Origin of the sequence: Corynebacterium sp. 51B, assembly GCF_008930785.1 — a bacterium.
GTDB lineage: Bacteria > Actinomycetota > Actinomycetes > Mycobacteriales > Mycobacteriaceae > Corynebacterium > Corynebacterium megadyptis.
This window is the reverse complement of the sequence record NZ_PQMK01000001.1, coordinates 177977-191307: the sequence shown is the minus strand read 5'-3', so window position 1 is coordinate 191307 and position 13331 is coordinate 177977. Positions and strand designations below refer to the sequence as shown.

Genomic DNA, 13331 nt, shown 5'->3' with positions numbered 1-13331 from the left:
GCATAACCGATGAGTTCAGTGACCCAAATAACTCTTGATGTAGCGAACTTCCTCGTCAACGAAATCCTGTCAGTGCCCGCATTCCTCATCGGCATTATCACCGCCGTGGGTTTAGCGGCGATGGGGCGCGGAATCGGCACCGTACTCGGCGGGGCGATCAAAGCCACTCTCGGCTTCCTCCTCATTGGAGCTGGCGCAGGGCTGGTGACCGCATCGCTCGAGCCACTCGGCACCATGATCGCCGGGGCCACAGGTGCACATGGCGTCGTACCTACCAACGAAGCGATCGTGGGAATCGCGCAGGACCAATTCGGCGGGCAAGTCGCGTGGATCATGATTCTTGGATTCGTTGTGAGCCTCTTGCTCGCGCGGTTTACTCCTATGCGGTACGTGTTCCTCACCGGGCACCACGTGCTTTTCATGGCCACATTGCTGGTAATGGTGCTTGCCCCGGCAGGGTATTCCCCGTGGGTGGTGGTGATTGCAGGTGCGTTGCTGTTGGGCATCGTCATGGTCTCTTTGCCGGCCATCGCACACCCATGGACCCGGAAGATCACTGGGGATGACTCGATTGCTATCGGCCACTTTGGCACCGCAGGCTATGTGCTTTCTGGATCCGTGGCCAAGGTCGTGGGCGGGAAGGGACGTAAGCAATCGCCTTCTACCGAAGAACTCAATCTGCCTGAGGGATTGCGGTTCCTGCGCGACTCCATGGTGGCCACAGCACTCTCGATGGCGTTGATGTACGTGGTGCTTGCGGTGCTGTTCATCGCACGGGCTGGAACTGAAGAAGCCTATACCGCATTTCCTGATGGAGCGACGGGGGTGGGGAACTACCTCATGCAATCGCTCACCCAAGGCCTGCAGTTCGGCGTAGCTGTGGCCGTGATTCTCTTCGGTGTGAGGACCATTCTGGGTGAATTGGTGCCGGCATTCCAAGGAATCGCTGCCAAAGTTGTGCCCGGAGCCATCCCGGCGCTCGACGCACCCATCGTATTCCCCTACGCCCAAAACGCCGTGCTGGTTGGGTTCATCTCCTCCTTCCTCGGCGGTTTGGTGGGACTCGGTGTTCTCTCTGCATGGCTCAACCCTGCTTTCGGGGCAGCGCTGATTCTGCCTGGACTCGTGCCGCACTTCTTTACCGGTGGTGCCGCCGGCGTGTACGGCAACGCCGTGGGCGGGCGTCGCGGTGCGGTCTGCGGTGCCTTCGCTAACGGTTTGCTTATCACCTTCCTGCCGGCGTTCCTCCTTGGGGTTCTCGGTGCCTTCGGGGAGGAGAACACCACCTTCGGTGATGCCGACTTCGGCTGGCTGGGACTGCTTCTGGGCTGGTCTTCCCGAGGAGGCGGAGCCATCGGACTGGTGTTCATTGCGGTACTTGGCGCTGCGCTGTTTGGAATTGGCTGGGTATGCCAACGCCGGCTGGTGGATGGTCACTGGAATCCGGCGCCTGGACGTACCGCGGGTGGTGCAGTGGACTCGGCCGTTGGCGGTGCTAGCGGTCAGGAGCGTGCGACTGGTAGTGATGCTCAGAATGAGGCTGCGGGCGGAGGAAACGGGAGGAAGTACCCGAAGATCTTGCCGCCCGAGGGCGCGCCGGTGCCGGTAAAACAAAAGAACGTTTCGGTCGATTGATAATGGGGTTCGAGGGCATGTAGCTCTGCTACGAAAACCGATAGTCGTTCCGAGGCCGTTATGCAGAAATCGTCTACGAAAAGTTGGTTTCGCCTTAGCAATGATCGCGACGTTTCCTCATCTTCGTGTTCTCGAAGTAGGACATGGCCACCGAACGCGGCGAGCTTGTGCCACCAGCCAACCCGCACACCGAAGGCGCGGTGTACCAACCGATCTGGGCCGAGCAGCAGCCGATGAAACTCGACCAGGACCACGCCACGGATTCCGATAACGCCTGGGCCAGCTGCTTCGGTGGTACCACCAAGGCGAAGGATGCTAAAGAGGTGGTAGAAACCGCCGAGCTGCTTTCTGCGTGGGCGAACTCGCGCGGGGTGTGGGACTATGCCCTTCGCCGAGAAGTCCTCGATCGAACCCGCCCGAATACCCGCGCGAAGATCGAGCTGCCCGAGGTAGATCCACGCACCGTCGACCTCGACAGCGTGCTCGTGCCCGGCACCCGGGTGGCGTTTAGCGGCTGCGGCTACAGCAGCGAGGATGAGCGCACAGACAGCGACTTCGAGAAACTCTGCACAGCCCATGATCTGGAGCACCGCTGGGGCGTATCCCGCAAAAAGTGCGACGTTCTCATCGTCGGCGACGCTAGCTCCACCTCCCGCAAAGCCAAGCGCGCCTGCGAGTTTGGTCTCCCGATCATTGATCTCGCGGCTTTCGATAGCTGGTGCGACAACACTACTCAAGCGCCCAGTGAGGCGACTGGGGCTGACGTTGCCACGCGGAAAGACGCCGAGAACGAGACCAGTGCGCACGAGCCTGCATGGGATGGCGACTGGGACAGCGAGTGGGACGATGCCTGGGATGCTGCTCCGCTCAGCGAGATGGCCACGGCGGAGACAGAGCCAGCCACCAGTGCCGCCGATGCGAATACGGACGATGATCCCTCCACCCGTAACGAGAACGCAGGAGAAACAGCCACCCCAGATACACTGCGGCAGCGGGTCCTCAGCCCACAGGAAGCCGCCGAGCTACTCGATAGCGGGGCACGTGTGGCGTTTCGGGGCTCTACCTACGTTCATGGAGAACTCCGGCCACACGGGGCTGTGCTCGATGAGCTATGTCTGCTGCTCGGTTTGGAATATAAACAAGCCGTGTCCAAAACCCGCTGCGACGCGCTCGTGAGCGATGACCTTGATTCGGACGACGGCAAAAACTCCCTCGCCCTGCGCTACGGCACACCGCTCATTCTCGCCCGAGACTTCACCGCATGGGCAGAGAAGAAACTCGATGATGAGCCAGAGCTGATCGATAACGTCGAGGATCTCGACGACGACACATTCCTGGACGCCCTTGCCCGCGGCGAGCTCGTGCACGCGTGGGAGGACAGCGCCCCAGAGTTCACCTACGCCACCACAGCGTGGGACTTCGCCCCAGCATGGGACGCCCTCTCGGAGGCAGAAGACGCACCCGAGGAGGAGACCACCCACGCTCAGGGCACTCACTTCCAAGCAGAACCCGATACGCCGTGGGGAAGCGAGGAAGCACTCCGCGAGGACCCAGCTAGTGCGGACTGGACAGCTGAGAATGCGATGTCTGAGGGGTCGATGTCTGAGCGCATGGACCTTGGCGGCGTCGTACCTAGTGGCGACGCCTCTAGCTCCTCGATGCGCAGCAGCTTCAACAGCGCCACGTCGTTGAGCGGCGAGCAGACCAGCGATACCGATAATGATGACGCCATGGTTGGCAGCCACGGCGGCGCCGACACCCCCGCGGGCAAAGAACCCTTCGCTGCGATGCTCGCCAGACTCCAAGCGGAGAACAACCCCAGCGACACCACGCCTCGATCGCGGTCGCGCCGGGCTGTCTCCGATGAAGAGGACGAGACGCATCAGCCGGCCGAGGCGGAGGGAGACGATAGTCAGTGGACCGCGGAACCCTTTGCTGACACGCTGCGAATGCAGCCCGATACGCACCTGGCCGAGGACAATGATGATGAGGACTCGGACTGGGATGAGTGGGAGGACGAAGCAGCCACTCCTGATAGCGAGGACGACGAGCACGGGCGAGACGCCGACGCCGATGAGGATGCAGATCGGAACGAGTGGAACGCCGGCGGATTCGACAAGGATGACGATAAAGACGATGGCGACGACGCCGTCGTGGAGGGGAAAGAGAAAAAGGAAGAAGCGCCCGAGAAGGACGGTGACGACGAGCCGTACGAGAAGAAGCAAGCCCAGGCCCACGCCGCAGCTATTCCTGAAGAGCAGCAGCGCGCAGCGGAACCCAACGAAACTACGCTCCAACGGCGACAGCGCAAACACAAGTCCGCGTTGAAGCGGATGTGGGCGACGCTAAAGTGGGGGATCGCCATAATGATCATTGGAGTGACTGCCGCTGCGTTTGAGTGGACTCGAGTGCAGGATATCGCCGCTGGCATCTTGATGCTGCTGATTCTGCTCTTCGCTCTGTTCACCCTCCAATGGATCATCCGTTTGTGCGCGCTGGGGGCCGCGAAACTCAGCGCCGATGACTCCACGGAGGAGGCGACATCCCCGCCCGCAGAGAAAGACAACTCTCAAGGACAGTGGGAGAGTGGCGGCGCCTAAGCGCAGCGGCAGGCAGGGGTGAACGCCGCCGTTGCGGCGCTGGGAGGACGGGTCTTATACTCGGAGCTAACAGCAGAGCACGTACCACCGCCCTGCTGGAACTAAAAAACACCCCCACGGTGTTGCAGCACTGTGAGGGTGCCGGGTACATGACCCTAGGTGAAGATCGCTACGGCGAGCTTCACGATAGCGGTCAAGAAGCGTAGAACCTCGGTAGCCAGCGTCAGTTTCTTAGACCGGCTGGCACCGGGGTTTTCTTCGTCTAGACCGGGCGTGCGTTCCGGCGTTGAAGCCAATAGCACCTCCTTTCTCTCGCTGTGATCCTCTCGCCAAGCAGTGCTGCGCGAGGTACTCACGATCGCGCGCGGGTACACCGCGCAGCGACGAAAGAAGCCGTCCCCGTGAGAGGACGGAGCCGAGTGCGATTCTAGCGCGGACACCACTACGTGCGCCCCAGCCGGCCCAGCGCCTGCTCGCTCACGACATCGAGGGGCTCATGCCAGAATGGCGGACATGGGCACGCAGAACATCACCGCGCTTCAGGCGCTGCGCGGGCGTATTCCAGTGGGGGAGTACGCCTTTCCCGGCCCACTGAGAGATCAGTTGGTGGCGGCCATTATGGATGGCCGGAAAACGACCACCACGGGCCTTGTGGTGGAGTACGAGTGCGAGGGCATAGATCCGCTGCAGTTGCTTGGCGGCTATGAGCTGGTAGTTGATAGCGCGGATCAGCCGGTATGTGTCACCCGTACCACCTCGGTGCGGGTAGTGCCCCTGCACCAGGTGGATCTGCAGCACTGCCGCGATGAAGGGGAGGGCTATGACAGTGTGGCCGAGTGGGAGCACGCCCACCGCGAGTTCTGGGAATCGGAGGAATTCTGCGCGGAGCTGGGGGCTGCGGGAGTATCGCTTGGCGCACACACCCCAGTAGTGCTGCTGCGTTTCGAGGTGATCAACCCAGAGGACGTGCTCATCTAGCGGCGCATAACGGGGGTGATCTCGGTTAGAAGACGCTCGTCGGGCACACTGGCAGCTATGTGGTTTGATTCGTGGTTTCCCATTATCCGTGCACTCGCCGTGGGCACGGCCAGCTATGTCACCTTGCTGTTTTTTCTGCGCATAGCAGGGGCGCGCTCGCTGGCGAAGCTCAACGCCTTTGACTTCCTTGTGACCGTGGCCATCGGCTCGATCCTCTCGACCGCGATGGTGACGAAGGATCTCAGCTACGCCACCGGCATTGTGGCTATCGCCATTTTGCTTACGCTGCAATACGTCGTGGCCAAAGTCATCCGTCACTCCACGACGCTGCGCGAGATCGTCACCGCCGATGCGATCGTGGTGGTGCGCGACGGGGTGATGCTCGATGCGGGCATGAAGAAGGCGCGCGTGGGCACGGCCGATATCTACCAGGCGGCGCGCTCGGCGGGCTGCGGTGATCTCAGCCAGATCGCGGCGATGATTGTGGAAACCGATGGCACGATCTCTGTGATCACCACCGATGCTGTGGGCTCCGGCGAGGCGCTCACCGCCATGGATGCGTGGAAATAGCAGCGCGTCACGGCGTTCAGGGCACCCACCGGCGCTTTTAAGTGCCACTAAGCGCAGCTTGGCGCTACTAAGCGTCGCTAAGCGACTTAGGCGCCGAGCTTGCGTACGGAGTTGATCATGGGAATCTGGGCGGGCACGCGGGCGAAGGCGAGTGCTTTGAGCAGCGGCTTTTTATTCCGCCAGTCCCAGGCCATTTTCATATTCGCCGGCCATACCGCCGCCAAGAAGACAGCAGCGGCCGGAGCTACCAGCTTGTTCTGATAGGGGCGCAGGCTGGGTGCGAGAGTGGTGGCAGCAATAGCGCCGGCGAGTGCCAGCTCGGCGACGCCGCTGGCGTAGGTCCACTGGCGCTTGGTGCCGGGCACAGCTGCAGGCACGATGGCATCGAAGTTGTGCGGGTGCACAAAGTGCAGGGTTCCGGCGAGACCAAACACGCTCGCCCACACGCCAGAACGCAGCGGCGAGTTGGGCATGGAGTCGGAGGAACAGCGGCACGGGAGATTCTTAAAACAGCTCACGTGTACCTAGTGTAGGCCGTGCATGTCCGCGTTCAGCGACATGATGGCGCACAGAAGCGCTCCGCCGCCCGCGAGTGACCGCGGGCACGCGAGCCGCCACCTAGGAGACGCTGGTGGACCAGGTATGCACCGGCTCCCCGGATTTCTGGTTGCGGAGATAGGCCTTGAGCATCTGGGTGATGGCCGCGCGCCGCACCGGTGAATCTGGGGTGTTGAGGGAGTCGCTGTGCGTCTCGACGGCGGTGCGTGAGCGTGCGCCCTCGGCCATGATGGTCGCGGCTGCATCGTCGAGGGCGGCCAGCTGCCACGTGGCGCCATTCTGGCGGGTCCGGGCGCGCCCTTCGATAATGCCGAGGTAGCGGTCGATCAGTGCGGGGTCGACGTGCAGGTTCTTCAGGCCCTGTTCGGCCTGGGGGAGCAGATGCTCGGTGACTAGCTCGGAGACGTGGATGGTGCCGAGGGTGGGCCAGGTCATGCTGGCGTAGAGGCCGTTGCGGGCGCCGGCGAAGAAGTTGCGTTCGGCATCCTCGAAGGCCATACGCGACCACACTGGGCGGGTCTGATCGGCGAGGAACTTCACCATGCCGTAGTAGAACGCGGCATCGGCCACGATATCGGCCACCGTGGGCCCGGCCGGCAAGAGGCGGTTCTCCACGCGGATGTGCGCCAACTCGGTATTGGGATCGTAGATCGGGCGGTTCCACCGCCAAATGGTGCCATTTTGCATACTCAGGTAGTGCAGCCCGGGTTTGCCGTCGGTCACCACGGGAGTGCCGGCCTCAAGGCGGTCCTCGGGCAGCAGCGGCGAAAAGTAGCGGACATTCTCCTCGAAGAGGTCAAAGGCGCTAGTAATCCAGCGATCGCCAAACCAGACGCGCGGGCGCACACCCTGATGAATCAGCTCTGGGGTGCGGGTGTCGATGGACTGCTCAAACACGGGGATACGGGACTCGTGCCATAGCTTGTGACCCGCAAAAAGCGGGGAGTTGGCGCTGAGCGCGGTTTGTACGCCGGCGATGGCTTGGGAGGCATTCCACGCATCGGCGAAGCGATCCGGCGCCACCTGCAGATGCAGCTGGATGGAGGTGCAGGTGGATTCGGGGGCGATATCCTCGAATTCCTCGTTATAGGATTCTTGGCGCTCCAGCTCGATGCGGACGAGTTCGCCGCGGGATTCGACGATGCTATTGGACAGCGCCTTATAGCGATTCTCGGGGGTCATCCACGAAGGCCCGCGCAGAAAATCGGTGTTCACACTCGGCAGGGTGCCGACCATCGCTACTTCTGCGCCGGCTGTGGCTGCGGCTTCGCGCACGGTCTCGAGGCGTTTGGTGAGCCCATCGGCCAGCTCCTGCAGTCCCGTGCCCGCGATGGACAGCGGCGGATGATTGAGCTCGACGTTATAGGCGCCGATCTCGGACTGGTACTCATCGGAGAGCTCGGCGAGTACCGCGTCATTGCATAGCGTCGGCTGCATCTTCTCATCCACGAGGTTGAGCTCGAGCTCCAGCCCGATGGTGCCTTCGTTGATGAACTCGGCGTCTTGGAGGTGGCGGTCAAACACCTCCAGATCATCTATGAGTCGTTGGCGATAGCGCGTGCGCTGTCGCGGCGTGTAGGTCTCACTACTTACTGCATCACCCATGCTGTCCCATCATAGTTATAGTTTTTTGAATCTATAGGACATATGCGCTCCCCCCGCTTATCGACGCTTCTCTGTCCCCACCAGCCCCACCCCCCTAGGACACCTCTCGGTGGAGCGTTTAGCAGGTTTACTCAGAAAATGTAGCGTTTTCCCCGCAATGTGGGTACCGGTTAGCTCTGTCACCTGTAAAGAGTACGGGGGTGATGGATCTTAGGGCCCTACGCTGCAGATTCTTCTATGACCTGCGGTGATGAGTGAGCTACCCCACGCTATGTATGTATCTGCACAAAGGTGTAAAAAACGCCTATTCAGTACTCATCGCAGTCAATACTCTCAGGTCTAAGACACCGACCCCACGCCTGACGTGCGACGATGTACCGATATCCGCCGGGCGCCTGCGGCCCTCGACGCGGGATTCGGCCGGCGATCCGGCTACCCGCATTGTGAGGGGAGGTGTGTCGAAAAAACAACGGTGCATACACCTACCGATTCCTGTGGGATGTGGCGATCGCCGGAAGACTGGTCCTTCGCCTCGGGCAGCGCGGCTGCACGGGGCAGGCCTGTCCGGCGGGCCGCGGCTGATCTCGGAGGGCTGTGGGTAGTGCGCCGCATCACCGTCCACTGCGAGTTGTAGAGACGAGACATACGTAATGAAAACTAGGCGAATCACACCCCCGCTCTACGGCCGGAAGCGCCGTGTTGCCATCCGTTCTGGCATTGTGCTTGTGCTTGTTGCACCGCTACTGGTGGCGGCCGCATGGATGTGGTCCATGTGGGATCCCTCGCACTTCCTCGATGAGGTGCAGATCGCCCTAGTCAATGAGGACGAAGGCACCATCCAGGATGGGCAGCAGGTGAATTTCGGCGACGACATTGAAAAAGGGCTGGTGGAGACCAGCTATCTCAATGTGGACTCGATCTCGGCAGAGGCGGCCAGCACGGGGATGAAAGAAAGCGTCTACGTGGCCACCATCTCCATTCCCCGCGATTTTTCGCATCGGGTGGCCACAGTGATTGATGATCAACCCCATCAGGCCGAGGTGGTGATCTCCTATAACGATCACTACGGCACCAATACGCCGCTGCTGACTGCGGGGCTGATCCCCGGCATCCAAGCCGGTATCCAGGCCGGCATCACCGAGGGCTATTCCAGCGAGATCCTCGCGGGCATGAACCAGCTCGGCGACGGCCTTCATGAGGCCGCGAATGGCGCGGTGCAGCTCGACGATGGTGCCGCCATGCTCAAAGATGGCATGGAGCAGGGCATCGATGGCGCCCACCAACTCAAGGACGGCACCACCCAGGTGCGCGATGGCGCCGCCCAGCTCGATGATGGCTTGGCCCAGCTACTCGATGGTACTGGCCAGCTCGGCGATGGCGCCGCCCAGATTGATGCCGGCGTGGGCCAGCTGACCGATAAGCTCATCCCACTGGCGCGCCAGGCCGGTGCGGCCGCCGAGCAGCTACGGCCCATGATCTCGGTACTGCATACCGTGCAGCTACACAAGGAGGCCGCGACGCTCGAGGAGATCGTCGCTGGGCTGGACACTAACAACCCCGAGGGCCTCGCCAATCAGCTGCAGCTGCTGAAAAACGGCACGGCGGAGATGAGCTATAACCTGAATAATCCCCAGGCCCCGTATCTTTCCGGCGTCCTGCAACTCAAGGACGGCACCGGCCAGCTGCGTTCCGGCTCGGTGGAGCTCGACGATGGCATGGGGCAGATGCTCGATGGCACCTATCAGCTTGACGACGGCGTCCGCCAGCTCAAGGACGGCACCGGCCAGCTGCGCACCGGCTTGGTCGTAGGCGCCGCGCAGGCGCCTACGATCAGCAATATCGCGGCCTCCTCGCAGCAGATGGCGGTGCCCGTGGTGTACTCCCAGGACTACCGCAACCCCGTCCAAGAGCTGCAGGATCTTAATGACCCCACCTCCAAGCAGCTCTCCGGTGGCGTGACCTTCATCCTCATCTTGGTCTTCGGCATCCTCATTATGGTGCTGGTGAGCATGCTCGCCCCGCATATTCTGGGTCGCCATTCGGAGCGCCGCCCGCTCTGGCAGGTGCTCAGTGGCTTCGGGCTCGTCGCCGCCGCGAATACCGCGCTGCTCTTCCTGCTCACCTGGTTGGGCACCCTGCTCGGCTTTAGCGTGCAGCATCGCGCCGCCTTCGCCCTCGGCCTGGTGATCCTCGCGGTCAATGGCACCGCATCCTTCCAGCTGCTGCGCATCGCCTTCGGTCGGCTCATCGGCGGCACCCTGGCGCTGGGATTCTTCGCCTACGGCGTCTTCAGCTTCGGTGGCGTCTGGCCCATCCAGCTCACGCCGAAGCCACTGCGCCTGCTGCACGATATCCACCCAATGACCTATGCGCGCAACCTCTTCATCGGTGGCGTGGAAGGCGATACCGGGGCGATGTATCTCAGCGCCGCCTTCCTGCTGTTGACGATGACGGTGCTCTGCCTGATCATCTCCGTTCTCATCCTCCGCTACCGGCAGTGCCCGGCCGTGATGGAGGTCGAGGAGGATAAGGGTCCCGAGCTGCTCGACGCCCGCTAGAGCGGCATCCAAGCGCTCCGTGGCATCGCCCGCGGCGCGCTGGTGTCTCTGCTGTGGACGCATGGGTGAACGGCCTGAACGAAGGTGTCGATAAGCGCAGAAATCACCCCTCCCTGTGTAGCCACGAGGAGGGGTGATTAGAAGTTAAGGGGTGGGGATGAGGTAGAAGCCGGCGTTGCGGGCGACGGAGTAGGTGATGGGTAGGAGATCGAAGCGGTCCCCATCAGCGTAGACGGGCATGTTCGGCATCTCGATGCGGATCGTCTCCGCACGATACTGGTGCACGCCCTCGACGCTGCGGATATTGCCGGTGTAGATGCGCGGGAACTTCTTCGCCACGTTGTAGCGATTCATCCTTCCCAACACCGTGAGGTCCAGAAGGCCGTCGCTGTGGAGGGCATCGGGACAGATCTTCATTCCACCGCCATAGGAGCGGGTATTGCCCACGGCGGCAAGGGTGATCGGCTCGTCGATCTCTAGCGCGCCGTCAAGGTAGATCTTGGACGGGATGGAGTGGAAGTGGAGGAATTCGAGCAGAATCGCCACCACATAGCGGGCCGAGCCCTTAGGCCAGGAGATGGTATTGGTGCGCTCGGTGGCGATCGAGTCGAATCCCTGGGTCACGCAGGTGCCAAAGAAGCGCTCGCGGCCGCTATCGGTGCGCATTACGCCGAGATCGGTTCGCAGACACACCCCGTGGGCGATGAGCTCGGCGGCTTTCTCCGGATCCAGGGGTACGCCATATTCGCGGGCGTGATCGTTCCCCGTGCCCGCCGGAATGATACCCAGCGGCACATCGGTCGTGGCCTGGGCCTGCAGGGCTAGATTGATCAGCCCATCGCCGCCGCAGACCACCAGCGCATCCACCCCAGAGGCCACGGCCTCCTGAGCCAGCTCGGCTGAGGCAGCGGGAGTAGCGCCCGAGATACTCACCACATCAATGCCGAGCTCGTTGAAACGACGCTCTGCAGTGGCGCTCTTCGCCTTCGCCACACCCTTGCCGGCGGCGGGATTGGTCAGTAACGCTACCCGAGAAATCTCTCGTTGGTAGATAGCGATCTCATTCATGGCAGCAGCTTTCCTGGGTTTAAGATGCCGGCCGGATCGAGGTGGCTCTTGATCGCGCGAAGCACTCCGAGGCCCATCTCGCCGACTTCCTTGTCCATGAAGCTCGCATGATCCTTTCCCACCGCATGGTGGTGGGTGATGGTGCCGCCATTATCGGTGATAGCCTGCAGGATTGCGCGCTTGGCAGTGCCCCACTGTTGGAGTGGCTGATCGTTCTGTGCGCCAAGGATGGTGAAATACAGCGAGCAGCCATTGGCGTAGACATGGGAGACGTGGCAGAGCACAAGCGCCACCGAATCGCCATCGCCGAGAGAGGCGGTGACAGCGGCCGTGACGGCCTTCTTCAGGGCTGGCACATTGCTCCACGTGGTGGCCGTTTCGAAGGTTTCACAGAGCACGCCGGCATCGAGCAGGGCATCACGCAGCACAGGCGCGCCAAAGCGGCCCTTTTCCCACTTGCGCACGGGGGCTTCTCCAACGGAGGTAGCACCCATCGATAGCAAGAGGTTGCGGGTCTCCTCATGTCGGGAGGCCACATGCTCGCGGGTGCCCTCGTACATGGTCAGGCACAGGCAGCCGTGCGGGGCGGCGGCTTCGGACTCCCCGATCGCGTCGGTGGAGGTGAGGTTGGTGGCGGATTCGATCTCATCGGAGAGACGAATCACGGTGGGGCCGGTGCCCTGTTGTTCCACCGCCCGTACCCCGGCAACGCCGTGGGCAAAGTCCTCGAAGACGAAGGCCTCGTACTCCTTGGCCTCGGGTATGGGGTGCACCTTCAGCCGCACCTTGGTGATCACGCCGAAGGCTCCCTCGGAGCCGAGGAAGACTTCCTTGATGTCCGGGCCGGCGGCCGAGGCCGGGGCGGCGTCGCCGACGGTGGTGATTCCGGTGGGGGTAACGACCTCCATGGAGGCTACCATCTCATCGAAGCGGCCATAGCCGGCAGAGTTTTGCCCCGAGGAACGGGTGGCGGCAAATCCACCGATGGTGGCATAGGGGAAGGACTGCGGGAAGTGCCCGAGCTGCAGGCCATGCTCGGCCAGGGCGATCTCGGCGTGGGGGCCGGACATGCCCGCGCCCAGGGTGGCCTCGCCGCTGATGGGATCGACGTTTTCGATGGCGTCGAAGCGCGCCAGATCCAGGCTGAGCACGGCATCGAAGTCACCGCGCAGCGGGGAGACACCGCCGACCACGGAGGTGCCGCCGCCGAAGGGTACCACGGCCACGCGCTCATCCGTGCACCACTGCAGGATCGCCAGCACCTCGTCGTTGCTGGCCGGGGCGATTACGGCATCGGGTACATCGATCACGGCATCCTCGCGCCAATCGAGGAGGTCAAAGTAGGACTTGCCGCGGGCCCGCGGGATGCGCTGCTCGCGATCCTGGGTGACGTAGCCGGTGCCGACGATCGCGGCGAGCTGCTGGATCTGCGACTCGCTCAGGGCGGACTCGGTGATCTTCACATCCGGCTGGCTGGGGGCCGGTCGGGGAGTGGTGGAACCGACAACCTTGCTTACCAGCGACTGCAGGTTCGCGCTGAGAGGCTTGGCTTCCTGTTCAGTGCCCCAGATGGAAAAGGACATGGGGGGAGTGGGCAGAGTGTTCATATCGCTCACGCTACAAGCGCATTCGGGGGCCCGAAAGAGGGTGTAGCAGCTAAAAGGCGTCATGGGACGGGGTGTGTAAAGGTGCCTCTGCGTGTAGGGGTGTGTTCTGAACTGGGGTGATATGGCTTCTGGAGATGAGCGGTTAAAAGATG

Annotated in this window: 9 protein-coding genes; 5 read left to right on the top strand and 4 right to left on the bottom strand. The window is 62.3% G+C overall.

Annotated features, from left to right (window positions below; translation table 11 throughout):
- Positions 1 to 9: 9 nt before the first annotated feature.
- The 4 genes from GBB14_RS00825 (at position 10) to GBB14_RS00810 (ending at position 5783) form a co-directional block, all read left to right on the top strand.
- Positions 10 to 1635 (top strand): PTS ascorbate transporter subunit IIC, encoded by a 1626-nt coding sequence (locus GBB14_RS00825; protein WP_151528704.1) that lies wholly within the window; start codon positions 10 to 12, stop codon positions 1633 to 1635.
- Between the two features lie 143 nt (positions 1636 to 1778).
- Positions 1779 to 4235, top strand: a complete 2457-nt coding sequence (locus GBB14_RS00820) for a hypothetical protein (RefSeq protein ID WP_151528705.1) — start codon at positions 1779 to 1781, stop codon at positions 4233 to 4235.
- Between the two features lie 513 nt (positions 4236 to 4748).
- Entirely contained in the window at positions 4749 to 5213 is a 465-nt protein-coding gene (locus GBB14_RS00815) for an ASCH domain-containing protein (RefSeq protein ID WP_151528706.1), read from the top strand.
- Positions 5214 to 5270: 57 nt separating this feature from the next.
- Entirely contained in the window at positions 5271 to 5783 is a 513-nt protein-coding gene (locus GBB14_RS00810) for a DUF421 domain-containing protein (protein WP_151528707.1), read from the top strand.
- An 86-nt stretch (positions 5784 to 5869) separates the two neighbouring features.
- On the opposite strand, the gene GBB14_RS00805 is transcribed toward GBB14_RS00810, so the two are convergent.
- Both GBB14_RS00805 and GBB14_RS00800 read right to left on the bottom strand, forming a co-directional pair.
- Positions 5870 to 6301, bottom strand: coding sequence for a hypothetical protein (locus GBB14_RS00805; protein WP_225976569.1), 432 nt, complete (start codon positions 6299 to 6301; stop codon positions 5870 to 5872).
- A 100-nt stretch (positions 6302 to 6401) separates the two neighbouring features.
- Complete coding sequence (locus GBB14_RS00800; protein WP_151528708.1) at positions 6402 to 7946, bottom strand: glutamate-cysteine ligase family protein; 1545 nt, start codon at positions 7944 to 7946, stop codon at positions 6402 to 6404.
- A 650-nt stretch (positions 7947 to 8596) separates the two neighbouring features.
- Here GBB14_RS00800 and GBB14_RS00795 point away from each other — a divergent pair.
- On the top strand, positions 8597 to 10504 hold the full coding sequence (locus GBB14_RS00795) for a YhgE/Pip family protein (RefSeq protein WP_151528709.1): 1908 nt from the start codon (positions 8597 to 8599) through the stop codon (positions 10502 to 10504).
- A gap of 144 nt (positions 10505 to 10648) precedes the next feature.
- Here GBB14_RS00795 and GBB14_RS00790 read toward each other — a convergent pair whose 3' ends face one another.
- Together GBB14_RS00790 and GBB14_RS00785 are read right to left on the bottom strand one after the other, a co-directional pair.
- A complete protein-coding gene (locus GBB14_RS00790; RefSeq protein ID WP_151528710.1) occupies positions 10649 to 11572 on the bottom strand; it encodes a diacylglycerol kinase in 924 nt (307 codons plus the stop codon).
- A complete protein-coding gene (locus GBB14_RS00785) occupies positions 11569 to 13155 on the bottom strand; it encodes an FAD-binding oxidoreductase (RefSeq protein ID WP_151528711.1) in 1587 nt (528 codons plus the stop codon). The genes GBB14_RS00790 and GBB14_RS00785 overlap by 4 nt, the downstream gene beginning before the upstream one ends.
- Between the last annotated feature and the right edge of the window lie 176 nt (positions 13156 to 13331).